Source organism: Pseudomonas sp. 300 (assembly GCF_055803035.1).
Genome location: NZ_JAVLRV010000003.1, coordinates 437,357 through 463,938, shown reverse-complemented (window position 1 = coordinate 463,938; position 26,582 = coordinate 437,357). Strand labels below are relative to the sequence as shown.

Annotated in this window: 31 protein-coding genes and 1 pseudogene; 19 read left to right on the top strand and 13 right to left on the bottom strand. The window is 60.2% G+C overall.

Features of this window, described 5'->3' with window-relative positions:
• Window positions 1–161 precede the first annotated feature (161 nt).
• Both Q7W83_RS27545 and Q7W83_RS27540 read left to right on the top strand, forming a co-directional pair.
• Window positions 162–440, top strand: a complete 279-nt coding sequence (locus Q7W83_RS27545; RefSeq protein ID WP_150631401.1) for a type II toxin-antitoxin system RelE/ParE family toxin — start codon at window positions 162–164, stop codon at window positions 438–440.
• Window positions 441–448: 8 nt separating this feature from the next.
• Window positions 449–754, top strand: a complete 306-nt coding sequence (locus tag Q7W83_RS27540; RefSeq protein WP_030129123.1) for a HigA family addiction module antitoxin — start codon at window positions 449–451, stop codon at window positions 752–754.
• Window positions 755–806: 52 nt separating this feature from the next.
• On the opposite strand, the gene Q7W83_RS27535 is transcribed toward Q7W83_RS27540, so the two are convergent.
• Window positions 807–1,328 (bottom strand): BRO-N domain-containing protein, encoded by a 522-nt coding sequence (locus Q7W83_RS27535; protein ID WP_473658395.1) that lies wholly within the window; start codon window positions 1,326–1,328, stop codon window positions 807–809.
• A 440-nt stretch (window positions 1,329–1,768) separates the two neighbouring features.
• Window positions 1,769–2,029, bottom strand: coding sequence for an accessory factor UbiK family protein (locus Q7W83_RS27530; protein WP_150631404.1), 261 nt, complete (start codon window positions 2,027–2,029; stop codon window positions 1,769–1,771).
• 418 nt (window positions 2,030–2,447) lie between these two features.
• On the opposite strand from Q7W83_RS27530, the gene glnK reads away from it, so the two are divergent.
• From glnK to sutA, 4 genes are all read left to right on the top strand, one after another.
• Window positions 2,448–2,786: a P-II family nitrogen regulator gene (gene glnK / locus Q7W83_RS27525; RefSeq protein ID WP_002555808.1), complete on the top strand. Its 339-nt coding sequence runs from the start codon at window positions 2,448–2,450 to the stop codon at window positions 2,784–2,786.
• Window positions 2,787–2,821: 35 nt separating this feature from the next.
• Window positions 2,822–4,159 carry an ammonium transporter gene (locus Q7W83_RS27520; RefSeq protein ID WP_150631405.1) on the top strand — a complete coding sequence of 446 codons (1,338 nt, stop codon included), beginning with the start codon at window positions 2,822–2,824 and terminating at the stop codon, window positions 4,157–4,159.
• Between the two features lie 213 nt (window positions 4,160–4,372).
• The gene (locus tag Q7W83_RS27515; RefSeq protein WP_150631406.1) at window positions 4,373–4,798 is read left to right on the top strand and encodes a secondary thiamine-phosphate synthase enzyme YjbQ; all 426 of its coding nucleotides are present in this window, start codon (window positions 4,373–4,375) and stop codon (window positions 4,796–4,798) included.
• Between the two features lie 101 nt (window positions 4,799–4,899).
• Entirely contained in the window at window positions 4,900–5,223 is a 324-nt protein-coding gene (gene sutA, locus Q7W83_RS27510) for a transcriptional regulator SutA (RefSeq protein ID WP_046045079.1), read from the top strand.
• A 187-nt stretch (window positions 5,224–5,410) separates the two neighbouring features.
• Here sutA and Q7W83_RS27505 read toward each other — a convergent pair whose 3' ends face one another.
• The 6 genes from Q7W83_RS27505 to lptM are packed head-to-tail and all read right to left on the bottom strand — an operon-like array spanning window position 5,411 to window position 10,021.
• On the bottom strand, window positions 5,411–6,118 hold the full coding sequence (locus tag Q7W83_RS27505; protein ID WP_473658131.1) for an HAD family hydrolase: 708 nt from the start codon (window positions 6,116–6,118) through the stop codon (window positions 5,411–5,413).
• Window positions 6,115–7,014, bottom strand: a complete 900-nt coding sequence (gene xerC / locus Q7W83_RS27500; protein WP_473658129.1) for a tyrosine recombinase XerC — start codon at window positions 7,012–7,014, stop codon at window positions 6,115–6,117. The genes Q7W83_RS27505 and xerC overlap by 4 nt, the downstream gene beginning before the upstream one ends.
• Window positions 7,015–7,016: 2 nt before the next feature.
• Window positions 7,017–7,742, bottom strand: coding sequence for a DUF484 family protein (locus Q7W83_RS27495; protein WP_150631409.1), 726 nt, complete (start codon window positions 7,740–7,742; stop codon window positions 7,017–7,019).
• A gap of 13 nt (window positions 7,743–7,755) precedes the next feature.
• Window positions 7,756–8,586, bottom strand: coding sequence for a diaminopimelate epimerase (dapF, locus tag Q7W83_RS27490; RefSeq protein ID WP_473658126.1), 831 nt, complete (start codon window positions 8,584–8,586; stop codon window positions 7,756–7,758).
• Between the two features lie 4 nt (window positions 8,587–8,590).
• On the bottom strand, window positions 8,591–9,838 hold the full coding sequence (gene lysA, locus Q7W83_RS27485) for a diaminopimelate decarboxylase (protein WP_150631410.1): 1,248 nt from the start codon (window positions 9,836–9,838) through the stop codon (window positions 8,591–8,593).
• Between the two features lie 9 nt (window positions 9,839–9,847).
• The gene (gene lptM, locus Q7W83_RS27480; RefSeq protein WP_150631411.1) at window positions 9,848–10,021 is read right to left on the bottom strand and encodes an LPS translocon maturation chaperone LptM; all 174 of its coding nucleotides are present in this window, start codon (window positions 10,019–10,021) and stop codon (window positions 9,848–9,850) included.
• Between the two features lie 329 nt (window positions 10,022–10,350).
• Here lptM and cyaY point away from each other — a divergent pair, with 329 nt between their 5' ends.
• The 3 genes from cyaY (at window position 10,351) to rnk (ending at window position 11,547) form a co-directional block, all read left to right on the top strand.
• On the top strand, window positions 10,351–10,683 hold the full coding sequence (gene cyaY, locus Q7W83_RS27475; RefSeq protein ID WP_150631413.1) for an iron donor protein CyaY: 333 nt from the start codon (window positions 10,351–10,353) through the stop codon (window positions 10,681–10,683).
• A gap of 4 nt (window positions 10,684–10,687) precedes the next feature.
• Window positions 10,688–10,915, top strand: coding sequence for a DUF1289 domain-containing protein (locus tag Q7W83_RS27470; protein WP_150631414.1), 228 nt, complete (start codon window positions 10,688–10,690; stop codon window positions 10,913–10,915).
• Between the two features lie 221 nt (window positions 10,916–11,136).
• Entirely contained in the window at window positions 11,137–11,547 is a 411-nt protein-coding gene (gene rnk / locus Q7W83_RS27465; RefSeq protein WP_150631415.1) for a nucleoside diphosphate kinase regulator, read from the top strand.
• Window positions 11,548–11,553: 6 nt separating this feature from the next.
• Here the strand turns inward: rnk and Q7W83_RS27460 are convergent, their stop codons facing one another.
• The 3 genes from Q7W83_RS27460 to Q7W83_RS27450 all read right to left on the bottom strand — a co-directional run bounded on the left by Q7W83_RS27460 (window position 11,554) and on the right by Q7W83_RS27450 (window position 15,350).
• On the bottom strand, window positions 11,554–14,400 hold the full coding sequence (locus tag Q7W83_RS27460; RefSeq protein WP_150638116.1) for a class I adenylate cyclase: 2,847 nt from the start codon (window positions 14,398–14,400) through the stop codon (window positions 11,554–11,556).
• A gap of 193 nt (window positions 14,401–14,593) precedes the next feature.
• Window positions 14,594–14,839 carry a TIGR02647 family protein gene (locus Q7W83_RS27455; RefSeq protein WP_135847736.1) on the bottom strand — a complete coding sequence of 82 codons (246 nt, stop codon included), beginning with the start codon at window positions 14,837–14,839 and terminating at the stop codon, window positions 14,594–14,596.
• Window positions 14,840–15,065: 226 nt separating this feature from the next.
• Window positions 15,066–15,350, bottom strand: coding sequence for a hypothetical protein (locus tag Q7W83_RS27450; RefSeq protein WP_008024357.1), 285 nt, complete (start codon window positions 15,348–15,350; stop codon window positions 15,066–15,068).
• 125 nt (window positions 15,351–15,475) lie between these two features.
• On the opposite strand from Q7W83_RS27450, the gene Q7W83_RS27445 reads away from it, so the two are divergent.
• On the top strand, window positions 15,476–16,135 hold the full coding sequence (locus Q7W83_RS27445) for a glutathione S-transferase family protein (protein ID WP_150631418.1): 660 nt from the start codon (window positions 15,476–15,478) through the stop codon (window positions 16,133–16,135).
• Between the two features lie 120 nt (window positions 16,136–16,255).
• Here the strand turns inward: Q7W83_RS27445 and argH are convergent, their stop codons facing one another.
• Window positions 16,256–17,650 (bottom strand): argininosuccinate lyase, encoded by a 1,395-nt coding sequence (argH, locus tag Q7W83_RS27440; protein WP_150631419.1) that lies wholly within the window; start codon window positions 17,648–17,650, stop codon window positions 16,256–16,258.
• A 242-nt stretch (window positions 17,651–17,892) separates the two neighbouring features.
• On the opposite strand from argH, the pseudogene Q7W83_RS27435 reads away from it, so the two are divergent.
• From Q7W83_RS27435 to rsd, 8 genes and pseudogenes are all read left to right on the top strand, one after another.
• Window positions 17,893–18,102: pseudogene (locus tag Q7W83_RS27435) on the top strand (sensor histidine kinase); the annotation flags it as partial.
• Window positions 18,099–18,845: a LytR/AlgR family response regulator transcription factor gene (locus Q7W83_RS27430; protein ID WP_473658121.1), complete on the top strand. Its 747-nt coding sequence runs from the start codon at window positions 18,099–18,101 to the stop codon at window positions 18,843–18,845. The pseudogene Q7W83_RS27435 and the gene Q7W83_RS27430, both read left to right, overlap by 4 nt.
• Before the next feature lie 138 nt (window positions 18,846–18,983).
• A complete protein-coding gene (gene hemC / locus Q7W83_RS27425) occupies window positions 18,984–19,925 on the top strand; it encodes a hydroxymethylbilane synthase (RefSeq protein ID WP_150631421.1) in 942 nt (313 codons plus the stop codon).
• Window positions 19,922–20,689, top strand: coding sequence for a uroporphyrinogen-III synthase (locus tag Q7W83_RS27420; RefSeq protein ID WP_473658119.1), 768 nt, complete (start codon window positions 19,922–19,924; stop codon window positions 20,687–20,689). The genes hemC and Q7W83_RS27420 overlap by 4 nt, the downstream gene beginning before the upstream one ends.
• Before the next feature lie 16 nt (window positions 20,690–20,705).
• Window positions 20,706–21,860 carry a uroporphyrinogen-III C-methyltransferase gene (locus Q7W83_RS27415; protein WP_150631423.1) on the top strand — a complete coding sequence of 385 codons (1,155 nt, stop codon included), beginning with the start codon at window positions 20,706–20,708 and terminating at the stop codon, window positions 21,858–21,860.
• Window positions 21,857–23,095: a heme biosynthesis protein HemY gene (locus tag Q7W83_RS27410; RefSeq protein WP_150631424.1), complete on the top strand. Its 1,239-nt coding sequence runs from the start codon at window positions 21,857–21,859 to the stop codon at window positions 23,093–23,095. Before Q7W83_RS27415 ends, Q7W83_RS27410 begins: the two co-directional genes overlap by 4 nt.
• Window positions 23,096–23,324: 229 nt before the next feature.
• Window positions 23,325–23,876: a disulfide bond formation protein B gene (locus Q7W83_RS27405; RefSeq protein ID WP_150631425.1), complete on the top strand. Its 552-nt coding sequence runs from the start codon at window positions 23,325–23,327 to the stop codon at window positions 23,874–23,876.
• A 178-nt stretch (window positions 23,877–24,054) separates the two neighbouring features.
• Window positions 24,055–24,513: a sigma D regulator gene (rsd, locus tag Q7W83_RS27400; RefSeq protein ID WP_150631439.1), complete on the top strand. Its 459-nt coding sequence runs from the start codon at window positions 24,055–24,057 to the stop codon at window positions 24,511–24,513.
• Between the two features lie 60 nt (window positions 24,514–24,573).
• On the opposite strand, the gene Q7W83_RS27395 is transcribed toward rsd, so the two are convergent.
• A complete protein-coding gene (locus tag Q7W83_RS27395) occupies window positions 24,574–25,239 on the bottom strand; it encodes an FKBP-type peptidyl-prolyl cis-trans isomerase (RefSeq protein WP_150631426.1) in 666 nt (221 codons plus the stop codon).
• A 192-nt stretch (window positions 25,240–25,431) separates the two neighbouring features.
• Between Q7W83_RS27395 and Q7W83_RS27390 the strand changes: the two genes are divergently transcribed.
• Window positions 25,432–26,582: AlgP family protein (locus tag Q7W83_RS27390; protein ID WP_150631427.1), on the top strand; the 1,151-nt coding region annotated here is incomplete at its 3' end.

Sequence of the window (26,582 nt, the reverse complement as noted above, 5' to 3'; positions counted from 1 at the left end):
CTTTTTGTAGGAAGCGTCTTGGTTTGGAAGGAGTTCTGAAGGCCCTTGGTAGTCCTTTTCCTAAAGCTTTGAAGGGATGGCCAAGAGTCGCATTGGCGCATTTGCATAAGTGAATTCAGGTTATACACTTAAGATTAATGCATAACGTTAAGCTTTAATTTATGATCGTTAGCTTTAAGTGTTCTGAGACCGAGTACCTGTTTCGCAACGGTAAGACCCGTATGTGGTCAGCCATTCTGAGTGTCGTGGAACGAAAGCTGACGATGCTTGATGCTGCTGCCGTACTGATTGACCTTCGATCCCCGCCGGGAAATCGCTTGGAGGCATTGGGGGGAAACCGAAAAGGTCAGCACAGCATCCGTATCAACGCTCAATGGCGAATTTGCTTTGTTTGGGGTCTTAACGGGCCAGAGAATGTCGAAATCGTCGATTATCACTGAGGTGAGTAATGACTAAGAATGGTATGCGCCCGGTTCACCCCGGCGAGATCCTCAAAGAGGAATACCTGGAGCCTCTGAGCCTTACGGCGGCAGCCTTGGCTAGAGCATTGAGCGTTTCGACACCTACGGTGAACGACATCGTGCTCCAGCGTCGGGGTGTCAGCGCTGATATGGCTCTAAGGCTATCTATCTGTCTGGACACGACCCCGGAATTTTGGCTGAACCTGCAATCGACTTACGATTTGCGCAAAGCCGAGATTGAGCGAGGAGCAGCGATCCGGGATCAGGTTGAGCGGCTTCCGCACTGCGCCTGATCCTCAATTCCTGAACGAACCCCACGCTATAACGTGGGGTTTTTTTTGTCGTTCAGAATGCCTGGAGTATTCGGGAAGCACGCTTCCACCATGGTGTATTGATCGAGCGCTGCGTCCGTTCACCATCTGCCAGCATCTGCGGAACATCCTGCAACCGAATCCACGGCTGGTTATTCCAGTGCAGCAAACTCAGTGACATCTCCGGCCAGTTCAACAGGCTCAGGACCGGGCGTTCGCTTGCTGCCGGTTGTTGGGCATCTCTGAGGGCTGGCACTACGTCGTGGGTCAGCCATTCGCGCAGTCCTCGGTATTCGGGGCAGTAGTGGTAGACGAGCAGGGCGTAGACGCCGGATTCGCTGATCAGCAGGGTGTTTTCGAGGGTGCCGTGGATGAGCATTCGTGCGGTTTGGTGTTGGTCGGGGTCGAGTTTGCGGACGGTGCGTTCTTCGATGTAGAGGCGCAGGAGGCGGCCGAGGTCGCGGGCGCAGAACCAGGGTTGGTTTTCGAGGAGGAGGGCGTGGAGGTGGAGTTTGTGGCGGGTGAAGATGTGAGGGATTAGATAATTTTCGTCCATCGAGCAGTACCCCAATTTCGCTTGGTAGATGACTGCCACTTATCGTCGCCAAACAATAAGGGTGGCAGCTGCGTGCGGGTTGGCGAACCGGCCAAGCGAATTCCGGCAGACCCTAAGGTCTCCCACACACAGCCGCCATATTTCGAATCGGGAAAAAAATACCTGAAATCGAACGATGTTTGCTGCATTGCTTGGTTCCGGGTCGCCAAACCCAGTGCTGAACATTCAGCATTGGGTGAGCTTAGGAACCGGGGCTTTGCGGCGCAATCGGACGGCGGTGGTTTTGTTGTAGGAAGATGCCCGGTTTTTTGCGGGGCTGAAGATCGAAAGATCGCGGCCTGCGGCCGTTCCTACAGGTAAATCTGAAGGTCGTTCCGACCTTCAATCGCGAGCAGGCTCGCTCCCACAGTAGATTGGGTTTCAAAGTGGGATATGCGGCGTTACTCGGTCGGCGGATTGAGCTTCGCTTCCAGCTCCGCGACCTTCGTCTCAAGACTCTCCAGCCGCGCACGAGTGCGCGCCAGCACAACCATCTGACTATCAAATTCTTCCCGGCTCACCAGGTCCAGTTTGCTGAAGCCGCTCTGCAACAACGCCTTGAACTGGCTTTCGATTTCGCTTTTCGGCAGCGGGGTTTCGCCGCTGAAGAGGCGGGAGGCGGTGCCGGTCAGGGCGTCGAGGAAGTCTTTGGGCGCGAGCATGGGAAAAGGTCCTGGAAACAATGGCGGGCAGTGTATCACGCAGTGTCTATAGTCAATCCCGACGCCCGGGATGCACGCTTTTCGCGCATGCGGACGGACGGCGCCGCACCGTTGTTGTGCGTAACGCGTCAGGTGTTGCCGCGATGTGGTGGGCAAATACGGGCAACCGCTTGAAAACTGAGGGTTTTGTGGAGATGGCAAGCTTTCTGCTTAGACGGTAGTGACCCATGCACTGATGCAGTCGCTGTGACGAATGCAGTGCGCCAAGCGGAACGGGGAAGTGTTTCGTACGGAGCGGTTAGCTGGCGTCGGACGGGCAGGTAAGGCCGACGATGCGTTACAAAGCCAGGCACTGCGCTTAGACTTGAGCCGGGTTTGTTTTCCTGGGGCAAGTCCACCAATTCGGGAGAGAGTTTTCATGAAGCTAGTCACTGCCATCATCAAGCCGTTCAAGTTGGACGACGTGCGCGAATCGCTGTCCGAGATCGGCGTGCAGGGCATTACCGTTACTGAAGTCAAAGGCTTCGGTCGGCAGAAGGGTCACACCGAGCTGTATCGCGGCGCGGAATACGTGGTCGATTTCCTGCCCAAGGTGAAGATCGATGTCGCCATTGACGACAAGGATCTTGACCGGGTTATCGAGGCGATAACCAAGGCTGCCAACACCGGCAAGATCGGTGACGGCAAGATCTTCGTGGTCAATCTGGAACAGGCGATTCGCATCCGTACCGGCGAAACCGATACCGACGCAATCTAAGCCGCCACAAACCCAACGCCCCAGGAGAAAACAATATGACTCTGCGTAAATTCGCAGGGCTAGGAGCCCTGTTGTCCCTCGTAATGCCCAGCCTGGCTATGGCGGCAGACGAAGTGGCGGCCCCAGTCCTCAACTCCGGCGATACCGCCTGGATGATGACCTCGACAGCCCTCGTGCTGTTCATGACCATTCCCGGCCTCGCGCTGTTCTACGGCGGCATGGTTCGCTCCAAAAACATTCTTTCCGTGATGATGCAGTGCTTCGCCATTACCGGTCTGATCAGCATTCTGTGGGTTATTTATGGCTACAGCATTGCGTTCGACACCACCGGCATGGAGCAGGGCGTCGTCAACTTCAACTCGTTCTTCGGCGGCATGGGCAAGGCTTTCCTCGCCGGTGTCACGCCAGCCAGCCTGACCGGTCCGGCGGCGCTGTTCCCTGAGGCGGTGTTCATCACCTTCCAGATGACTTTCGCCATCATCACCCCGGCGCTGATCGTCGGTGCTTTCGCCGAGCGGATGAAATTCTCCGCGATGCTGATTTTCATGGGCATCTGGTTCACTCTGGTTTATGCGCCGATCGCGCACATGGTCTGGTCCGGCAACGGCGGCCTGATGTGGGACTGGGGCGTACTCGACTTCGCCGGCGGCACCGTGGTGCACATCAACGCCGGTGTGGCCGGTCTGGTGGCGTGCATCGTGCTCGGCAAGCGTAAAGGCTTCCCGACCACCCCGATGGCCCCGCATAACCTCGGTTACACCCTGATGGGTGCGGCCATGCTGTGGGTCGGCTGGTTCGGCTTCAACGCCGGCTCTGCCGCAGCGGCCAACGGCACTGCCGGTATGGCGATGCTGGTGACGCAGATCGCAACCGCCGCCGCCGCCCTGGGCTGGATGTTTGCCGAGTGGATCACCCACGGCAAGCCAAGTGCACTGGGTATCGCTTCGGGTGTGGTCGCCGGTCTGGTTGCCATCACTCCGGCCGCTGGCACCGTGGGCCCGATGGGCGCTCTGGTGATCGGTCTGGCTGCGGGCGTGGTGTGCTTCTTCTGCGCCACCACCCTGAAACGCAAACTCGGCTATGACGATTCCCTGGACGCCTTCGGCGTGCACGGTATCGGCGGTATCCTCGGCGCGATTCTGACCGGCGTATTCGCCGCTCCGTCGCTGGGTGGCTTCGGCACCGTCACCGACATCGCCGCACAAGTCTGGATTCAGTGCAAAGGCGTGGGCTTCACGGTGATCTACACCGCAATCGTTACCTACATCATTCTCAAGGTGCTGGACGCTGTCATGGGGCTGCGTATCACCGAAGAAGAAGAGGCTGTCGGTATCGATCTGGCACTTCACAACGAACGCGGCTACAACTTGTAAGACGCGCATAAAAAACTTGCCCGGCTTGCCGGGCATTTTTTTGTCTGGAGTTTGTCCGTGCAGGCGCTGCTGAAAGGTTTTTTCGTACACGTTTAGGGGTGTTTACGGCAGGCGTTTTTCTGCGGCCAATGGCTTACATGATTGAAGGAATATTAGGGCCTTTGTTTTTTCCCAGAGCGCGCTAGAATGCGCCCCGAACGTGCGGAGAACTGTATGTGGCAACAGACTCTGATTACCCTGCGGGCAAGGCCCCGGGGCTTTCATCTGGTAACGGACGAGTTACTCGCCGGCCTGCCTGAACTCAAGGCGTGTCGGGTCGGTCTGTTGCATTTGTGGCTGCAGCATACCTCGGCGTCGTTGACCATCAACGAGAACGCCGATCCGGCGGTACGTCGCGACTTCGAACGATTTTTCAATCGTCTGATCCCACAAGGAGCAGACGGCTATGAGCATAACGACGAAGGCCTGGACGACCTCCCGGCGCACTTCAAGGCCAGCGTGCTTGGCTGTCAGCTCAGTTTGCCGATTTCGGCGGGCCGACTGGCGCTGGGAACCTGGCAAGGCGTTTATCTGGGCGAGCACCGTGATTTTGGCGGTGCCCGTAAAGTCCTCGCCACCGTGCACGGTGAAGGGGCATGAGCCGCTGGTCATCAGTGGTTATTGAATTTTTCCGGCGGCTGTCGACAGACGGTGAAGCTGGGCTATAACTAATCTGCTTTTCGCAAGTCATGAGGTAGAACATGAGCGACGATGATCTGGAAAACGACGACCTCGAAGTAGGCGACGACGACGAAACCGAAGAAGGTCTGGAAACAGCAGCGGAAGACGTTGCTGACGACGATGGCGGTGAAGCGCCCGTTCCGACCGCCAAAGGCAAAGCCAAGGCAGCGGTGTCGGTCGATGAGCTGCCGAGCGTCGAAGCAAAAAACAAGGAGCGTGATGCTCTGGCGCGGGCCATGGAAGAGTTCCTGGCCAAGGGCGGCAAGGTGCAGGAAGTGGAGGCCAATGTGGTCGCCGATCCTCCCAAGAAGCCTGACAACAAGTACGGCAGCCGGCCTATCTAAGCGTCTGCCCTTGCTTGCAGAAAAAGCCCGCCGTCGCTGCGGGCTTTTTCATGGGCGGTACAAAAATCCCAAGACTGCTGTGATCCCCTGTGGGAGCGGGCTTGCCCGCGATGGGGCAATTACATTCGAAAGTGATGTTGCCTGACACGCCGCTATCGCGGGCAAGCCCGCTCCCACAGGTTATGTGTCAGGCGGATACCGAATTCCACCGCGCCAGCAACGCCGGCAACTCGGTCAGGCTGCGAATCTCGGCATCCGGCGCCTTCTGCGCCTCCCACAACTTGCCTTGCGGGTTAAACCAGATCGCCCGCAACCCCGCCTGTTGCGCCCCGGCAATGTCATCGCCCGGGTGGTCGCCGATATGCACCGCCGTCGCGGCCGTTGCGTCGCCACGCTTCAAGGCTTCATGAAACAGGCGTGCGTCCGGTTTGGCGATGCCGATGTCTTCGGCGCACAACGCAAACTTGAAGTAGTCGGCCAGCCCCAAACGGCGCACATCGGCATTACCGTTGGTGACGACGCCGAGTGCGTAGTGTTTGGCCAGCCTCTCCAGCGTCGGTTCGACTTCCGGAAACACTTCGATCTGATGCCGCGCATGCAGAAACACTTCGAAACTCTGATCGGCCAGGTCTGAGGCCTGATCATGGCCGTAACCGGCCTCTTCCAGAGCATGAAAAAGCACGCGGCGACGCAGCGCGCTGATTCGATGCTTGAGGCTCGGTTCGCTGCCCAGAATGCGCTCGCGAATCCCCCACAAATGCTCCACCGGCACCGCGCCCAGGTTCGGTGCGTGTTCAGTCAGCCATTCACGCAATACGGCTTCGGCGCTGACGATTACCGGGGCGGTGTCCCACAGGGTGTCGTCGAGGTCGAAGGTGATCAATTGGATTGTCATGAATCATCGCCCTTAATGCGTTTGGCCCGTGGATGGGCGCTGTCGTAAACCGTCGCCAGATGCTGGAAGTCCAGGTGGGTGTAGATCTGGGTGGTCTTGATGTCCGAGTGGCCGAGCAGCTCCTGCACCGCGCGCAAGTCCTGCGAGGATTCCAGCAAGTGGCTGGCGAAGGAGTGCCGCAACATGTGCGGATGCAGGTTTTGCCCCAGTTCGCGCGCGCCAGCGGCCTTGACTCGCACCTGAATCGCCCGAGGGCCAAGGCGCCGGCCTTGCTGGCTGACGAACACTGCGTCATCCGCCGGATGGGTCATGGCCCGCAGTGGCAGCCATAACTCCAGTGCTTCGCGAGCCTTTTTGCCCACCGGTAACAGGCGGGTCTTGCTGCCCTTGCCGAGCACCTGAACCATGCCGTCGGCCATATCGAGCTGATCGAGATTGAGCCCGGTCAGCTCCGACAGCCGCAAACCCGAGGAATAGAACAGCTCCAGAATCGCCTGATCCCGCCGTGCCAGAAAATCATCCTCCACCGCACCTTCAAGCAGTTGCAGCGCACGGTCAGTGTCGAGGGTTTTCGGCAGTCGGCGCTCGCCTTTCGGCGGCGCCAGACCATTGGCCGGGTCGTGGTCGCAAAGACCTTCGCGATTCAGGTAGTGATAGAGCCCACGCACCGCCGAGAGCAGGCGCGCCAGGCTGCGCGACGATTGACCCTGGGAATGCAGGCGAGCGATCAGGCTGCGCAGGCGCTGGATATCCAGCGCGGCCCAGCTGCCGATGTTCTGTTTGACACAGAAGCCCAGCACTTTGTCGAGGTCGCGGCGGTAGGCGTCCAGCGTGTGGGGCGACACCTGCCGCTCACTGCGCAGGTGTTCGCAGTAAGCGTCCAGTTGCCGTTCCACGATCAGCGTACCGAGCGAAGGGAGTTGTTGACCCGTGGCAGCACGCGGCCCATGACTTCGGCGATGTAGCTGAGGAACAGCGTGCCGACCGAGCTCTTGTAGTGCTGTGGATCTCGGCTGGCGATGGCCAGCACGCCGTGAATGCCTTGATGGCTGATGGCGACGACGGCGGTCGAACCGATCTGCTTGCGCTGCTCTTCGCCGAACAGGAAGTCCAGTTCATGCTCGCGCAGGCTGCCGCTGACGCTTTTGTCTTCCGAGAGCAAACCGCCAATGGCCGTTTGCGCATCGGCGTGGGTCACCCAGCGGCCGACCGGCATCGGGTTGTCGCCCAGCAGGATCAGGCTGACAAAAGGCACCTGGAAGTCCTGGCGCAAGCTGTCTTCGACGCTGATGACCACGTCTTCCAGGCTGGTGGCGTCCATCAGCGCGAGAATCAGGCGGCGGGTCTTGTCGAAGAGGCGGTCGTTGTCGCGGGCTACGTCCATCAAGTGCGAGAGGCGATGACGCAATTCGATGTTGCGGTCGCGCAGGATGGTCATCTGGCGCTCGACCAGCGAGATGGTGTCGCCACGCTGGTGCGGGATGCGCATCGCCGGAAGAAGGTCTTCGTGCTCGACGAAGAAGTCCGGATGAGCCTCCAGGTACGCGGCAATCGCCGCCGCCTCAAGGCTTTCGGAAGGGGATTCGTCGGGCTGTCGGGCGGGAACCTGGGGCTTGTCGGTCATGGGTTTGACTCACTCAAAGACGTACTTGTCCTTCGTAAACACGGACTGCCGGGCCGGTCATCAACACCGGTTGGCCTGGGCCTGCCCATTCAATGGACAGACGCCCGCCGGGCAGGTCGATCAATAGCGGCGAATCCATCCACCCCTGGCTGATCGCGGCCACTGCAGCCGCACAAGCGCCGGTGCCGCAGGCCTGGGTTTCCCCGGCGCCACGTTCCCAGACGCGCAGCTGCGCGCGGTTCCGGTCGATGACCTGGAGAAAACCGACATTGACCCGTGCCGGGAAGCGCGGGTGATGTTCGATTTTCGGCCCCAGTTCATGCACCGGTGCGTTGTTGATATCCGTGACGCGCAACACCGCATGCGGGTTGCCCATCGACACGGCGGCCAGTTCAACTGCTGCGCCGTCGACGTCGAGCGAGTAGCTCAGCGCCTGACTGTCGGCAACGAACGGTATGTCGGCCGGCACCTGGCGCGGCGCGCCCATGTCGACGCTGATCTGGCCGTCGCTGCGGATATCCAGCTCGATAATGCCACTTTTGGTTTCGACGCGAATCTGCCGTTTTGCGGTCAGGCGCTTGTCGAGCACAAAACGGGCGAAACAGCGGGCACCGTTGCCGCACTGTTCCACTTCGGAGCCGTCGGAATTGAAGATCCGATAACGGAAATCCACGTCCGGGTTGCTCGGCGCTTCGACGATCAGCAACTGGTCGAAACCGATGCCGGTGTGCCGATCGCCCCATTGCTTGGCATGTTTGGGCAGGATGTGCGCGTGCTGGCTGACCAGGTCGAGGACCATGAAGTCATTGCCCAGGCCGTGCATTTTGGTAAAACGCAGCAGCATGGTTTTACTCCGGCAGCAGGCTTTCGCCAGCAAACAACTCGGCTACCGTCTCACGGCGACGCACTTCAAATGCCTGATCACCGTCCACCAACACTTCGGCGGTACGGCCGCGGGTGTTGTAGTTGGAACTCATGACAAACCCGTAGGCGCCGGCCGAATGCACGGCCAGCAGGTCGCCTTCTTCCAGCGCCAACTGACGATCCTTGGCCAGGAAGTCGCCGGTCTCGCAGATCGGTCCGACAATGTCGTAGGCACGAGCGGCGGTTGCGCGAGGGCGCACGGCGGTGACGTCCATCCAGGCTTGATACAGCGCCGGGCGGATCAGGTCGTTCATGGCTGCGTCGACGATGGCGAAGTCTTTGTGTTCGGTGTGCTTGAGGTACTCGACCTGAGTCAGCAGCACGCCGGCGTTGGCGACGATGAACCGGCCCGGCTCGAACACCAGCGCCAGGTCGCGACCGTCGAGACGCTCGCGCACGGCTCTGATGTAGTCGGCGGCCAGCGGCGGCTCTTCATCGCGATAACGTACGCCCAAACCACCACCGAGATCGATGTGGCGCAGGTAGATGCCGCAATCGCCGAGGCGGTCGACCAGACCCAGCAGGCGGTCGAGGGCGTCGATGAACGGCGGCAGGGTGGTCAGTTGCGAACCGATATGGCAATCGACGCCGACCACTTCCAGGTTCGGCAGCTGCGCGGCGCGGATGTACACGTCTTCGGCGTCGGCAATGGCGATGCCGAACTTGTTCTCTTTGAGACCGGTGGAAATGTACGGGTGGGTGCCGGCATCGACGTCCGGGTTCACGCGCAACGAGATCGGTGCGCGAACGCCCAGTTCGGCGGCGACCACTTGCAGGCGCTCCAGCTCGTCGGTGGATTCGACGTTGAAGCAATGCACGCCGACTTCCAGGGCGCGACGCATGTCGTCACGGGTCTTGCCGACGCCGGAGAACACGATCTTGTCGGCGCTGCCGCCAGCGGCCAGTACGCGTTCCAGCTCGCCACGGGAAACGATGTCAAAACCAGCGCCCAATCGCGCCAGGACATTCAATACACCGAGGTTGGAGTTGGCCTTGACCGCGTAGCAGACCAGGTGCGGCATGCCAGCCAGTGCATCGGCAAACGCCAGGTACTGGGCTTCGATGTGGGCGCGGGAGTAGACGTAAGTCGGTGTGCCAAAGCGTTCGGCGATGGCGGACAGGGCAACCCCTTCCGCGAACAGCTCGCCGTCACGGTAGTTAAAAGCGTCCATGGCGTTCCCTTATTGGTAGACGTCGTGCTTGTGAGCTTTCGACGGCTGCTTTTGCGAGGACTGGGCCTGCTCGGCAGGGTCCTGGGAATCGTCAGGCAGGTACAGCGGGCCTTTTTGACCACAGGCCGACACAAGGCAGGCAACCGCGGCGAGCGCAGCAAGGGAAGAGATCAGGCGCTTCATGGCGAAATCCTTGAGAATGCGTTAATTGCGCCGGAGTATACCGGCCACCCGGCAGCTTGCCTATGCGACCGGGCTCCCGTCCGGCGGGGCTTGGCTCGATGCCGACCAGCCGGATGCAATCCCTGTGGGAGCGGGCTTGCCCGCGAAAGCGGCGGTTCAGTCAATAAAGATGTTGAATGTGCTGGCCCCTTCGCGAGCAAGCCCGCTCGCACAGGGGCGGTGTTTGATGTACCTATATCGGTGCTTGGTCGTTATCCTTTGCAATCACCGGGGCTCGCCCGTATCTTGCGGCGCTTGAGCGTGAACAGACACTTTTTGAGGTTGCCGCAATGAGTTTGACCGAAGCCCGTTTCCACGATCTGGTCGATGCCACCCAGCAATCGCTGGAAGATATTTTCGACGAGAGTGACCTGGATATCGATCTGGAGAGCTCGGCCGGTGTGCTCACCGTCAAGTTCGAAAACGGCAGCCAGTTGATCTTCAGCCGTCAGGAGCCACTGCGTCAGCTGTGGCTGGCGGCGGTGTCGGGTGGCTTCCACTTCGACTACGACGAAGAGAGCGAACGCTGGATGTGCGACAAGAGCGAAGAGCAGCTCGGCGAGATGCTTGAGCGCATCGTCCAGCAACAGGCTGGCGTTGAATTAGACTTCGAAGGCCTGTGAGATCGTGACCCAGCCTGCACCCGTTCGACCGCCAAAACCGCTCTACAGCAATGTCAGCCCGGCGGTGCCTTCGCCGTGCAGCGGTGTGTGTCGGCTGGACGAGCAGAAGGTCTGCCTGGGGTGTTTTCGCCATGTCGAAGACATCCGCGAATGGCGCTCGGCCGATGATGATCGGCGGCGCACGATTTGCGCCCAAGCCTCCAATCGCAAAGCCTGCGCCGATCCTCTGTAGGGGCTGGCTTGCCAGCGATGGCGGCCTTAAGGTCGCTGCAACGTTCAAGATCCTGTCGCCAGGTGCTACAGGGATTGCACGCCGTCCGCTTGCGGCTTGTATATTTTTTGAGCTGTGATAGTGTCCAGAAACGCCTCAACCCATCGAGGTTCGTGAAAACCCCGCCTTTTTCTGGCGGGGTTTTGCTTTTTCTGTGCAGAAGAAAGGAGTCTGCCTCTATCATGACCGCACCTTCCATCACCCTTACTCGTCTGGACGTTCAACGTCTGGAACGCCTGATCGACAGCCTGGATGACTCGCTGCCGGGCGTTATCGCGCTGCAAACCGAACTGGATCGCGCCGATACGCTGGTCGGTCACGATGAAGTGCCCGCCGATGTCGTGACCATGAATTCCCGTGTGCATTGCCGTGAAGAAAGCAGCGGCAAGGACTATCACCTGACGTTGGTCTATCCAAAGGATGCCAACGCTGACGAAGGCAAGATCTCCATTCTGGCGCCTGTCGGCAGCGCACTGCTGGGCCTGAAGGTTGGCCAGCACATCGACTGGCCCGCACCCGGTGGCAAGACCCTGAAACTGACCCTGCTTGAAGTCGAATCGCAGCCAGCCAATGGCGGCTCCTTCCCGGAATAACTTTCCTCAGACCACCTCGAGCGCGTCATTCAATGCGCGCTCCAGATCGGCCTTGTAGCGCAAATACAAATTGCTTGAGCTCTGACCATCACCGAGCAGCCCCGACAGGTCGAGGTCGGTGATGTAGCAGCGATAGCGTTCGGTTTCACGGCGCTGCTCGACGATTTCCCGGGCGACCACACTGAACAGTTGGTCGCCATGCTCCAGCTCTGAAAATTCCCGCTGATTGCAATACAACGTGACTTGCACTTCGCCCGGCGCGGCTTTGCCGACGATCGCCTGCACATCATAGAACGGCTTGTTGACCGGGGTTTGCGGCGCGATTCGGGCTTCGACCCGGCGCGCTCGTCCGGGGCCCGACGGCAGCAATTGGTAATACAGCGTGTCCAGGCTCAGAGGTTGGGCGGCGTCCATCGGCAGCAAGGCATCGCGCCGGTACTGGATCGATAACAGGAAGCGTTGCAACGGCACCAGCAGGCTTTGTTCGTCGTGGTATGGCAAGCGCTGCTGCCACAAGGCATTGAACTCATCCAACACGTACAGATCGGCCTGGTCTTCGTGAATTCGGTAGAACACCTGAACGCACTCTGGCTGACCCATGGGCAGAATCAGCGCCAGGTCCTGATCCTCCAGCGCCATCGGGTCCAAGTGCAGCGGGCTGTAGCTCGCCAGCTCTTCGCCGAGGTAGTCGAACAGCGCCGGCAGGGTGGCGAGGGCGACGTGATTGACCTGCCCCGGCACCAATTCCAGCACGTGGTAATGCTGCTGGACCTGAATCAGGTAGCGGTGATTGAGCTTGCTCAGCAGCAGGTTCTGCGCGGTGTCGATCACTTCCTCGACCCGTTGCGCGATGAACTGCGCGCGGTTATGGCAGAAGCAACGCACGCGTAATTTGGGTTGCTGTGGGCCGCTTGGCAGGTTGTTGAGGTAATCGCGCAGACAATTGAGCAGGGCGTGAGGGCCGTCGAAGCGATTGACCGACACCTCGTTCCAGCTGTTGAGCGTGACCTGATCGAGGGTCAGCACCAGGTTCTCTCGGACACCGGCGTAACTCAGGGAGTCCGTGCGCTCGGTGGTCATCAGAATATTCAGGTCACGGTGATGCTTGAGCGGATCGACGCCGACATTCACCAGAATCAGCACCTCGCTCGGTACGCTGGCGCGCAGCAGCGGTTCTTCGGCGACCGTGGGCAAGGGCAGGGCGATGCTCTGTTGCAGGCTGCCGAGCAGGTTGAACAGTTCGAACTCGCTCAGGTCACTGTCGCCCGGGTGCAGCGCCAGGCGCGTGCTGCTGTCGATCACGCCGTTGCGGTGGCACCAGGTCAACAGTTGCAGTAGTTGGCGGCTGCGTTTGATCGGTGCGAAATGCTCCCACTCGAGAGCGGTGAGGCTGCCGTTGTATAAGCCCCACTGGGTTTGCCCCGATTCTTTCTTGTCAGGCGCATGCACCAGGGTCAGGGTGTCTTCGGCCAGATCCGGGGCGATGCCCGGGTTGATGAACTCGACTTTGTCGGCCTTGCGCTCGAACGCTGCGTACAGACGTCGCCCCAGCACATTGAGGTCGCGCTTGTTGATCAGGCTGACGGTCTGTTCGCTGCGGGCGAACTCGGTGAGGAAGCGGTAGCTGTAATTCAGTTCGTTGACCAACGCCCTGCGTTCGGAACTGACCTGGCGGACTTTCCACTGACTGCGGCTATCCAGCAGCGCCAGTTGACGTTGATCCCAATGCCATTCCCGGGCCAGGCGTTCCAGCAGCGAGCGCTGCCAACTCTGGGTGCGACTGCTGCTGCCGGTGAGTTTGCGATTGACCTTCAGGTACAGCGCGCGCCGCACCAGCTCCAGGCGCTCCGGTTCGCCTCGGGCGGTGAGGTATTCCTCGATGCGCCGGTAGACCACGATGTACGGGTCGAGCTCATCGAGGTCGAGCCGGTTGGCGAACACCGCTTGCTTGAAACGCAGGCTCAGGCATTGAACCCTGGGGTGTTCGCTGGCGTAGACCTCGGTCAGCAACAGCTTGAGCACCGACTTGTAGGGTGACTCGATCCCTTTGAACAACTGCCAGAGCCCGGCGCCGATGAATTCGCCGGGCGGGATGTACGCCAGATGCCCCAGGTCCAGGGTTTCGTCGGCACGGATGAAGCGCTTGGACAGCAGCGTGTGGGTGTAGCGGTCGTAGGCGGCCTCTTCATATACGGGCACCAGCCACCAGATCGGCGTGCGGCCGGCCAGCCAGATCGCGGTGCGGTAGAACTCGTCCAGCAGCAGGTAATGCTGGGTGGTGCCGCAGTCTTCCGAACTCAATTGCGTGTCGCGTTCGCCGAGCACGAAGCGGGCAGGGTCGATCAGGAAAAAATGCGCCTCGGCGCCTTGGCTCGCGGCCCAGGTTTCGAGCAACTGGCATTTTTTGCGCAGCTCGTTGAGTTCGCTTTCGCTCAAGTCCGGCGCGTGACAGACCCACACGTCCATGTCGCTTTGATCGGCCTGGGCGAGGGTGCCGAGGCTGCCCATCAGGAACAGGCCGTGAATCGGTCGGGGTGGATTGCTGCCGTGGCGCGGCTTGTAGGAAAACGAACGGGTCAGGCGTTGGGCTTCGGCCAGGGCGTTGGCGTCAGGCTCGAAGTTAGACAGTCCGGCGGGCGTGCTTCCGGAAACGTAACCCGGCAACAGCGGATGATTGACGTGGAAAAACAGCGGCAGCAGGGTCAGCACCCCTTGCTGGCGGGTCGACAGCCCTTCCATGGCCCGCGCCATGCGGCCCTCGTTGAGCTTTAGAAAGCGTGCGCGCAGCTGGCCGAGAACCTTGCGGTCAATTCCCTCGTCCAGATCGGGGCGTATTTCATGGGTGCGGGTCATGTCAGCTCAAACCGGCTCGCAGGGCTCGGACGTGGAGGGTCTCAGGATGAGGGGCAGTTTAGCGCCTCGGCTCCGGGACTATCAGGCTGATTTTGTTTTTTTGGCGTCAGATTTCTATCGTTGGGCGACAGTTTGTATCAGAGAGTGCCCGCGGAAATCCCATAGCAGGGGTTTCCGTGGGCGATACGGTGGCTCAGGCTGTTTCCTGGACGCTCAGAATGGTGAGAACGGTTTGCACACTTTGCGCGGCATCACGACCCAGGCTGGTCAGATAACCGCCATCGGGCTGGTCGATCAGTTCTTTTTCGTACAGGCGTTGAGCGGCAGCAATGGCTTTCGGGGCAGCGGTCTGATGAATTTTCAAACCTTCCTGGGAACTGTCCAGGTTGAAGAGTGCGAGGATTTCCAGTTCGGCAACCAACTCAGGGGTAAGCGACATAAGGACTCCAGACTTTCTAGGAATTGGACGACAGCGCCCCTAAGGTGATCCCACTCGGGCGGCATGTCCAGTGCTCGCGACAGGGTTTTTTCACCTCGGGAAGCATTCCCCGGCGGGTGGTGCGGCAGCGGGGTGCGTACCAGTGTAGTCAGGGTCTGGGGGAAGGCAGGAATGATGGGTGACAATTTGTGTGGGAGCGGGCAAGCCGCTCCCGGAAGGTCTTCGCTTACTTCTTTTCCGGCGGCAATTCCGGCAGTGCGCGCAGCGCCGCTTCGTACCATTCGGTGTTGAACGCGCGGTCTTCTTCGAGGATCGCGTCGATTTCTACCGCTAATACGTGAGCCATCAGGTTGAGGATTTCCTCACGCTCATAACCCACCAGGGTCAGCTTGTTGAAGGTCGCCTTGGCCGCTGGCGGGTTGTCGCTTTCGATCTGGTTTTCGATCGCTTCGATGAGGGTGTTTTCAGTGAATTCTTCTTCGTCGCTGTCGATGTCGGTTGGCTCGCTCATGGCAGGCTCCTCAAGTTAAGGCGGGCAGTTTACCTGCATTCAGCGCCATGATGCTGCTGGCGAGAAACGCCTTGGCGTTCTATAAAGCAGGCACTGCCAACCCCGCACGGCCTGGAGGCTTTGTGATGCTCAAGCTTTATGGATTTCCCGTCAGCAACTACTACAACATGGTGAAACTGGCGCTGCTGGAGAAAGGACTGCCATTCGAGGAAGTCCCGTTTTACGCGGGCAAAAGCCCCGAGGCATTGGCGATCAGCCCGCGCGGCAAAGTGCCGGTGCTGCGCGTCGAGCAAGGGTTTGTCAACGAAACCGCGGTGATTCTCGAGTACATCGAACAGAGCCAGAAGGGCACGCCGCTGTTGCCGAGCGATCCCTTCGAGCGCGCACAGGTCCTGGCGCTGGCCAAGGAAATCGAGCTGTACATCGAGCTGCCGGGTCGCGCCTGTTACGGCGAGGCATTTTTCGGCGCGCCGGTGCCGGACGCGATCAAGGACAAGACTAAAACCGAGTTGCTGCTGGGTTTTGCCTCGCTTGAACGGCACGGCAAGTTTGCCCCTTATGTCGCAGGCGACAGCCTGAGCATTGCGGATTTGTATTTCCTGTACAGCGTGCCGCTGGCCTGTGCGGTGGCGCACAAGCTGTTTGGTATTGATCTGTTGGCCGACATGCCGGCGGCCAAGGCGCTGCTCGAGCGTCTGGAGCAGAACCCCAACGTGCAGCGGATTGCGGCGGACAAGGACGCGGCGATGCCAGCGTTCCTGGCGATGGTCGCGTCCAAGAAGTAGGTGTTGCAGTGCTCTGAAGTTAGCCTTCGCGAGCAGGCTCGCTCCCACGGGTTTCTCTGTATGCCACAGATTTTGGCCTGTCAGAGATCCTTGTAGGAGCGAGGTTTGTCCGCGAAGCTTTTAGCGGCTGGCGAGTAACGCCTGACCGCGAGCCACCGCTTGCTTGACCTGCGCCGGAGCTGTCCCGCCGATATGGTCGCGGGCGTTCACCGAACCTTCGAGGGTCAGCACGGCGAACACGTCCTGATCGATCTGGTCGCTGAACTTGCGCAGTTCTTCCAGGCTCATTTCCGCCAGGTCTTTACCGCTTTCCACGCCGTACTTCACGGCATGGCCAACGATTTCGTGGCAGTCACGGAACGGCAGGCCACGGCGCACCAGGTAGTCCGCCAGGTCGGTGGCGGTGGAGAAACCGCGCAGGGCCGCTTCGCGCATCATCGCGTGTTTCGGTTTGATCGCCGGGATCATGTCGGCAAAGGCCCGCAGCGAGTCGCGCAGGGTGTCGGCAGCGTCGAACAGCGGTTCCTTGTCTTCCTGGTTGTCCTTGTTGTAGGCCAAAGGCTGGCCTTTCATCAGGGTCAGCAGGCCCATCAGCGCGCCGAAGACGCGGCCGGTCTTGCCGCGAACCAGCTCCGGCACGTCCGGGTTTTTCTTTTGCGGCATGATCGAGCTGCCGGTGCAGAATCGGTCCGGCAGATCGATGAACTGGAACTGGGCGCTGGTCCACAGCACCAGCTCTTCGGAGAAACGCGACAAGTGCATCATCGCGATGCTCGCAGCCGAGCAGAACTCGATGGCGAAGTCACGATCGGACACATTGTCCAGCGAGTTGCCGCCCACGGCGTCGAAGCCCAGCAGTTGCGCGGTGTATTCGCGGTCGATCGGGTACGTGGTGCCCGCCAGCGCGGCACTGCCCAATGGCATGCGGTTGGTGCGCTTGCGGCAGTCGACCAGGCGCTCGTAATCGCGACTGAGCATTTCGAACCAGGCCAGCATGTGGTGCCCGAAGGTCACTGGCTGCGCGGTTTGCAGGTGAGTGAAGCCGGGCATGATGCTGCCGGCTTCGCGCTCGGCCTGTTCCAGCAGGCCTTGTTGCAGGCGAGTGATTTCCGCCAGGATCAGGTCGATTTCGTCACGCAGCCACAGGCGAATGTCGGTGGCCACCTGGTCGTTACGGCTGCGACCCGTGTGCAGCTTTTTACCGGTCACGCCGATGCGGTCGGTCAGGCGCGCCTCGATGTTCATGTGCACGTCTTCGAGGTCGATGCGCCAGTCGAACTGGCCGGCCTCGATTTCACCCTGGATGGTCTTCAGGCCATCGGTGATGCTGTCGCGCTCGGCATCGGTCAGCACGCCGACCTTGGCCAGCATGGTAGCGTGGGCAATCGAGCCCATGATGTCGTGGCGATACAGGCGCTGGTCGAAAGTGACGGAGGCGGTGAAGCGGGCGACGAAGGCGTCGACGGGTTCACTGAAGCGGCCGCCCCAGGACTGATTGGTCTTGTCAGTGCTCATGAATTCGCTCGTATCGGCTGAAGAAAGATGGCGTTGAAAGCTGGCGCGGATAATAACAGGGTTGCCAATCCTGTCGCTGACACTGGTCGACACGTTTTTTTCTCATACGTCGGCCCATACTCGAAGCAGGCATTGTGGAAATTGCGCAACGATATTTTTCAATTGAGCAATAACGTCCCGGCAACCGTCTACAGTTGGACAGTAGGATCAGCGCACTTCTCGGCGCTGCAGCGGACTAGTAAGAAGAGGGGGTGTTCATATTGTGTATCAGCAAACCCTACGGCGACGCCTCGCCAACCGCCAATTGCCCGGCAAATAAAAATTTAGCGGTCGGACGGGCGGCACTTTTTGGCCCTCGCGCTAGTCTTAGCGTGGATCGCGGTGACGGACGTCACTTCACCTGTCTACGCTATCCTTGTGCGAGACTCACGCAGGAATCCAGCGCAATATGAATGTCCTGATCGTTGATGACGAACCCCTTGCCCGCGAGCGCCTGAGCCGAATGGTCGGTGAACTCGAGGGATACAGTGTCCTGGAGCCGAGCGCCACGAACGGCGAAGAAGCGTTGGCACTGATCGACAGCCACAAACCGGATATCGTGCTGCTCGATATCCGCATGCCGGGCCTCGATGGCCTGCAAGTGGCCGCGCGATTGTGCGAATGCGAAACGCCGCCAGCCGTGGTGTTTTGCACAGGGCCCGATGAATTTGCCGTGGAAGCCTTGCAGGCTAGCGCCGTAGGCTATCTGGTGAAACCTGTGCGTACAGAACAATTGCATGAAGCGTTGAAGAAAGCCGAGCGCCCCAATCGCGTCCAGCTCGCGGCGTTGACCCGTCCCGCCGCCGAAACCGGCAGCGGCCCGCGCAGCCATATCAGCGCCCGCACTCGTAAAGGTATTGAACTGATCCCGTTGGGGCAGGTGGTCTACTTCATTGCGGATCACAAATACGTGACCTTGCGCCACGAAGGCGGCGAAGTGCTGCTGGATGAGCCGCTCAAGGCCCTTGAAGATGAATTCGGTGACCGATTCGTGCGCATCCACCGCAACGCTCTGGTTGCCCGCGAACGCATCGAACGCCTGCAACGCACGCCACTGGGGCATTTTCAGTTGTTCCTCAAAGGCCTGAACGGTGACGCCCTGATCGTCAGCCGACGCCATGTGGCGGGTGTGCGCAAGATGATGCAACAGCTTTAACTCGCCACCCGCAGGCGAGTTTCTCACCCGATTGCCGGACGTCCGGGGCCAGGGAGGCCAGGCAATTCCTGATTCAAGTCAAAGCGGATTTGGCTGAGCTGTTATTATCTGCCGTATCTATTCAGTACGGATTGATCCATGTCCTCTCGCGAAATCCGCATCGCCACCCGCAAAAGTGCTCTCGCCCTGTGGCAGGCCGAATACGTCAAAGCCCGTCTGGAAGAGGCCCATCCGGGTCTGCTCGTGACGTTGGTGCCCATGGTCAGTCGCGGTGACAAGCTGCTCGACTCGCCGCTGTCGAAAATCGGCGGCAAGGGGCTGTTCGTCAAGGAGCTGGAAACCGCGCTGCTGGAAAATGAAGCCGACATCGCCGTGCACTCCATGAAAGACGTACCGATGGACTTTCCGCAAGGCCTCGGTCTGTTCTGCATCTGCGAGCGGGAAGACCCGCGCGATGCCTTCGTCTCCAATACCTATGCCAGCCTGGACGAATTGCCGTCAGGCAGCATCGTCGGCACCTCCAGCCTGCGCCGTCAGGCGCAGTTGCTGACCCGTCGTCCGGACCTGGAAATCCGCTTCCTGCGCGGTAATGTCAACACGCGCCTGGCCAAGCTTGATGCCGGCGAGTACGACGCCATCATCCTCGCGGCGGCCGGCCTGATTCGCCTTGGCTTCGAAGATCGCATCACCTCTGCCATCAGCGTCGATGACAGCCTGCCGGCCGGTGGCCAAGGCGCCGTGGGCATCGAATGCCGCTCCGCCGACCGCGAAATTCACGCCTTGCTCGCGCCGCTGCACCATCAGGACACCGCCACCCGTGTCACTGCCGAACGTGCTCTCAACAAACATCTGAATGGCGGTTGCCAGGTGCCGATCGCCTGCTACGCCGTGCTGGAAGGCGAGCAGATCTGGTTGCGTGGTCTGGTGGGTGATCCGAGCGGCGGCCTGCTGCTGAGCGCCGAAGCCCGTGCGCCGCGCGGCGATGCCGAGGCGCTGGGTGTGCAAGTGGCCGAAGACCTTCTGAGCCAGGGTGCCAACGACATTCTGAAAGCGGTCTACGGTGAGGCAGGTCACGAGTGACGAGCTGGCGCCTGCTGCTGACGCGTCCGGCGGATGAGTCGGCGGCGCTGAGCGCTGTGTTGGCCGAAGCGGGGATTTTCAGCAGCCGTTTGCCGCTTTTGGAAATTGAACCGATTCCTGTCTCTGCCACAATGCGCCAGGTGATTCAGGATCTGGAGTGTTATTGCGCGGTGATCGTGGTCAGCAAGCCTGCCGCCAGAATCGCGGTGGAACTGGTCGACCAGTACTGGTCGCAACCACCGAGCCTGAAGTGGTTCAGCGTGGGCGCAGCGACGGCACAGATCCTTGATGAACACGGGTTGGACGTGAGTTTCCCCGGCGAGGGTGATGACAGCGAAGCCTTGCTGGGGCTTGCGTCGTTGCGCGAGGCGGTCGCACGGCCCGATCCACGGGTATTGATCATGCGGGGAGAGGGCGGGCGCGAGTTGCTCGCTGAGCGTTTGCGCGAGCTTGGTGCTAGTGTCGAGTATCTGGAGTTGTATCGCCGCGAGCTCCCACAGTATCCGCCGGCAGCATTGCCAGAGCGGATCAAGGTGGAACGCTTGAACGGGCTGGTGGTCAGCAGTGGACAGGGTTTTGAGCACTTGTATCAATTGGCCGGCGATGCCTGGCCGCAATTGGCGCGGTTGCCGTTGTTTGTACCAAGCCCCAGGGTCGCTGAGCTGGCACGAGCCGCCGGGGCCCAAACAGTTGTGGATTGTCGTGGCGCCAGTGCCGCGGCTTTGCTGACGGCGTTACGGGAGCATCCCGAACCCGTTCTCTGATGCAAAGGATGGATACGTGAACGAAACAGCCTTGCCTAAAGATGACGTGAAGCCAGTGCTTGATGCGCCGGCTGAAGCACCGGTTGAAAGTGCACCACCCGCTGCAGTGCAGCGCCGAGGCAATGGGCTGGCGATCGTCGCGTTGCTGCTGGGCGCCGCCGGTGTGGCGGTGGGCGGTTGGGGCGTCTGGCAGGTGCGTCACCTGCAAGCCAATACGCAGCAGCAGTTGAGTCAGGTGCAGGCGTTGAACGATCAGGCGCAAAGCCTGAAGCTCAACGAACAGCGCCTGAGTGCGCGGCTTGAGCAAATGCCTGCCGCCGAAGAGCTGGACGCTCGCAGCCGTCTGGTGATTCAACTGCAAGGCGATCAGCAGCGCTTGAACCAACGCCTGGAAACTGTCCTCGGTGCCAGCCGCAAGGATTGGCGTCTGGCCGAGGCCGAGCACCTGCTGCGCCTGGCTAGCCTGCGTCTTTCGGCGTTGCAGGACATCAGCAGCGCCCAGGCGCTGGTGCAGGGCGCCGACGAAATTCTTCGTGAACAGAACGATCCGGGTTCCTTTGCCGCTCGCGAGCAAGTGGCGAAAACCCTGGTCGCCTTGCGCAGTACCGAACAGCCGGATCGCACCGGTCTGTTCCTGCGACTGGGTGCATTGCGCGATCAGGTGGTCAATCTCACCGAGTTGGCTCCCGAGTACAAGGACCGGGGCGATTCGCTGTTGGGCCTGACCGCCGATGGAGACGGCGCCAGTCGTTGGGCGCAGTGGTGGGATCAGATCTCGCGTTACATCCGCATCGATTTCAATGCCGATAAAAATGTCCGTCCGCTGCTGGCAGGGCAGAGCCTGAGCCAAGTGCGCCTGGCCCTGAGCCTGGCGCTGGAGCAGGCGCAGTGGGCTGCGCTCAATGGTCAGGCTGCGGTTTACACCCAGGCGTTGGCCGAGGCGCGGGACGTGCTCAAGGGTAATTTCAACCCGGACAACCCGCAGAGCAAAGTGATGCTCGAGCAGGTGGGTGAGTTGAGCAAGCAGCCAGTCACCGTGGTCACGCCGGATCTGACCGGCACGCTGAGCGCAGTTCAGGGCTATCTCGAGCGACGTAATGTCAACGCCGAGGACTCGATCAAACCCATGGCCAAACCTGCCGCAAGCACCGCGCAGGAGGCCACGCCATGAAACGCCTCTATGTGATCGTGTTTCTGGCCATCGCCGTTGCTGCCGCGCTGGGGCTGGCGATTGCCGAGCATTCCGGCTACGTGCTGATCGCCTACAAGAGCTTCCGTTTCGAATCGAGCCTGTGGGCCACCCTGGCGCTGGTGGCGGTGCTATGGCTGGTGTTCTGGGGTATCAAGGCGTTGATCGAATTGGTGATGACCTCCAGCGGCGTGGTCAATCCCTGGTCACGGCGCAATCGCAGTCGTCGGGTGCAAGTGGCAATCGAACACGGTCAGTTGGACCTGGCTGAAGGTCGCTGGGCCAGCGCGCAGCGTCATCTGCATCGCGCCGCCGAAGCCGAGCGCCAGCCGCTGCTTTACTACCTCGGCGCTGCCCGCGCGGCGAACGAACAAGGTCATTACGAGGAAAGTGACAACCTGCTGGAGCGCGCGCTGGAGCGACAGCCTCAGGCCGAGTTGGCGATTGCCCTGAGTCACGCCCAATTGCAGACCGACCGTGGCGACACCGACGGCGCCCTGGCGACGTTGCAGGCGATGCATGAGCGTCATCCTCATAACGTACAGACCTTGCGCCAGTTGCAGCGCTTGCATCAACAGCGCGGTGACTGGTCAGCGGTGATTCGCCTGTTGCCGGAGCTGCGCAAGGACAAGGTCTTGCCAGCGGCCGAGCTGGCCGAACTCGAGCGCCGGGCGTGGGGTGAAAACCTGTCCCTGGCAGCGCGTCAGGAAGAAGATGGAACGGTGGGTTTGCAATCGCTCAACCGCGCCTGGCAACAACTGACGTCGGCTCAGCGCCAGGAACCGCAGCTGGTATTGGCCTATGCCGAGCAACTTCGTCAACTGGGTGCGCAGGTTGAGGCCGAAGAGGTCCTGCGAACGGCGCTCAAGCGCAACTACGACAGCCATCTGGCACGCCTTTACGGGCTGGTTCGCGGCAGTGATTCTGCTCGTCAATTGCAGACCGCCGAGGGCTGGCTCAAGGATCATCCGGCTGACCCGAGCCTGCTGCTGACCCTCGGTCGCCTGTGCCTGCAAAGCAGTTTGTGGGGCAAGGCTCGGGACTATCTGGAAAGCAGCCTGCGTGTGCAGCGCAACCCGGAAGCCTGTGCCGAGCTGGCTCGACTGTTGGCGCAATTGGGCGACACCGAGCGCAGCAATCAACTGTTTCAGGAAGGTCTTGGCCTGCTGGACGAACGCTTGCTGGCAGCGCCGTTGCCGGTGCCGGTTCACGCTTGATTGTGTGGCGAGGGAGCAAACGCCCTCGCCACAAAGTAGGTGTTGCAACGACGTTTTCTTACTCTCGTACTGCCTCGACGGCATAGTCCTACAGAGGACTACACCTGATCCTCTCGCTTCTGTCGGGAATTCCCTACACCTCTGTTGAAGTGTCCGTGCTGGCTTACCTTGAAAGGCTGGCGCGCTTTCCTCTACCGTAACCACTTGTCTCTACTGGTACGGAAAAGCCATGTCGTTGGCCCGCTCACGCTCCTTGTTCTTCATGGTTTTCATTGCCGGCACCCTGGCTTTGGGCGTTTCCTACTATCTGGAATATGCAGTCGGTCTCAAGCCCTGCGGGCTGTGCCGTTTACAGCGGATTTGCCTTGCGATGCTCACGGGCGTCTGCCTGATGGCTTCGGTTCATGGTCCCGGCCGCTTCGGTTCGTTCCTGTATTGGCTGCTCGGTCTGCTGTGCAGTCTGGCAGGTACGGTGACAGCGTGGCGTCAGGTGTTGTTGCAAGGCGATCCGGTGCAACAGCTGTCAGCGTGTTCGCTCAATCTGGCGGATCCGTCCGCAAGCACTCCCTTGGTTTATGTGGTGCAGCAGATGTTCAAAGGTGCGGCCGAATGCGCACAGATTTCCTGGACGCTGTTCGACCTGAGCATCCCCGAGTGGAGTCTGCTCTTCTTCATCGCCATGACGACCCTGAGTGTTTATCAGGTGCTGCGCGTTGTCTGGATAGCCTGTCAGCGACCGCTCAGCGGCACGTCGTCGCACCGGGTGCTGGCGGGCGATTAAACACTTGTATGAACTTTATCTCCTGCGTACCTTGAAGCCACAGTCGCGCGGGCATAATCTGGCCCGCACGTGTCATTGGAATTATGTTGCTCGAATGACGCTCTGCCTGGCCGATTCTTGATCTTCAAGTGTGCGACAGGTGTAGGGCAGCATGACCCACAAGGGAAGAGAGATCACCATGCTCGAAAGTTGTCAGAATGCTCAGGAACGCTGGGGTGGAGTGCATCTGCTGATCGATCGCTGGTTGCAGGAGCGTCACGAACTGGTTCGGGCCTATGATGATCTCGGCGCCAAGCCTGAGGCTCTGGGTGAAAACCGCAAACCATTGCAGGAATTCTGCGGCGTGCTGGTCGATTATGTATCTGCCGGGCACTTCGAGATCTACGAACAGCTGACGGGGGAAGCCAAGGCTTTCAACGACAAGCGTGGTTTGGAGCTCGCCGAGACGATCTACCCGCGCATCGACGTCATCACCGAAAAGCTGCTCGCGTTCAACGACCTGTGTGATGCAGGCAAGTGCGTTGCAGAGAAATTCAAGGAGCTGGGTGGCCTGTTGCACGAGCGCTTCGAACTGGAAGATTGCCTGATCGAAGTGCTGCACACCGCTCATAAGGAAGAGGATTCGGTTCAGGCCTGATCCCTTTCCAGTCACACCTCAAAACGGTGCGCTATGCGCGCCGTTTTTCGTTTGTGTCATTCAGCTTGTGGCGCCGCGCAATTCGACTTCGAATACCAGCGGCGTGAACGGCTCGATCAAGTCGCCGGCCCCGTCGGCGCCATAGGCCTGGGCCGAAGGAATCACCAGTCGCCATTTCGCACCGACCGGCATGTTTTGCAGCGCGCTGCGCCATCCGCTGATCACGCTGTCGAGACTGAACCACTGCGGCTGAGTGTTCTGATCGAATACCGTGCCGTCGGGAAGGCGTCCGATGTACAGCACCTGGACTTTGCCATTCGGGCCGGCTTTCGCGCCGGTGCCGGGTGTCAGCTCCGTCAGCAGTATTCCGTCGGCCAATTCACGAACGCCGGGTCGGGTTTTTTCTTCGGCGAGAAACCGGTGCTCTTTTTCGAGGGCGGCTTCGCTCTGCGGCAGAGTGGGCTGCAAGGCTGCCTGCGCTTCGTGCTCGGTAAGAATCTGTTCGATCTGCTCATCTTTCAGGGCCAGGGGTTTGCCTTGATAGGCTTGCTGCAAGCCTTCGACAAGCGCCTGCAGTTGCAGGTCGGGAACCTCCAGACGCAAGCGTTCGCCGAGACTCGCGCCGAGGCTGTAAGCGAGATCGTGAGCTTCGTTTTCCTTGGTTTTTTCGGCGGCTTGGGCGATGGAAAAAAACACGCACAGCGATAAAAAAAAGTAGCGCGACATGGGCACTCTCCGACCTGAGATGCGGCAGATTATGCCAGTGTGAATGCGTTCGACAGTGAACTTGTTTTGCGCAAGCGCAGGAGATTTTCAATCCATTGCAACGCAGCGCTTTCGATACTGTCAACATGCCCTAGCGGCGGTCCCTGCAGAGGTCTAGTATGAGCCGCACCCACGTCAGCCAGGAGGTAAACCATGTCGGCCACCAAGAAGCCTGTAAATACCCCGTTGCACTTACTCCAACAACTCTCGGGCAGCCTGCTTGAGCATTTGGAAACCGCTTGTTCCCAAGCCTTGGCTGATGCTGAAAAACTGCTCGCCAAACTGGAAAAACAGCGCGGAAAAGCGCAGGAAAAATTGCACAAATCCCGCACCAAATTGCAGGACGCTGCGGCAGCCGGCAAAGCCAAGGCACAAGCCAAGGCGAAGGACGGCGTGCAGCAACTCGAAGACGTACTCGATGCCCTCAAGGATCGTCAGTCCGACACTCGGGCCTACATTCTGCAACTCAAGCGCGATGCTCAAGAAAGCCTGAAACTGGCCCAGGGCGTCGGTCGCGTACAAGAGGCTGTCGGCAAGGCGTTGTCCCTGCGTTCGGCCAAGTCTGCTGCAGCCCCTGCCAAGAAAGTCGCTGCCAAACCGGCTGCTGCAAAAGCACCGGCCAAGCCTGCCGCCAAGGCACCTGTGAAAGCCGCGGCGAAACCTGCAGCTAAACCTGCTGCGAAAAAACCGGTTGCGGCCAGTGCTGCGAAACCGGCTGCGAAAACAGCCGCTGCCAAAACTGCAGCCGCTAAACCGGCTGCAAGAACCGCAGCTGCGAAACCTGCTGCGGCGAAAACTGTGGCGGCTAAACCGGCTGCAAAAACCGCCGCTGCCAAACCTGCTGCGGCGAAAACCGCGGCGGCTAAACCGGCTGCAAAATCCGCTGCTGCCAAACCTGCTGCGGCGAAAACTGCAGCGGCCAAACCAGCCGCTAAAACCGCCGCTGCGAAACCTGCTGCCAAGCCTGCCGCAAAACCAGTCGCGGCAAAAACCGCTGCCAAGCCTGCCGCGAAACCCGCTGCTAAATCGGCCGCAAAACCAGCTGCAAAAACTGCTGCTGCCAAGCCAGTCACCAAACCGGCGACAGCCGCAAAACCAGCCGCTGCCAAGCCGGCTGCAAAACCAGCCGTGAAAAAACCGGCCGCCGTTGCCAAGCCAACCCCGGCTCCTGCTGCCAAGCCAGCGACGCCAGCGCCGACGCCATCCGCTTCGGCCGCTCCTGCACCAGCAGCCTCCACCTCGACAGCCACCACTGCGCCAACGCCAGTAGCACCGTCGAGCACCACCCCAACCAGCGCGTCCTA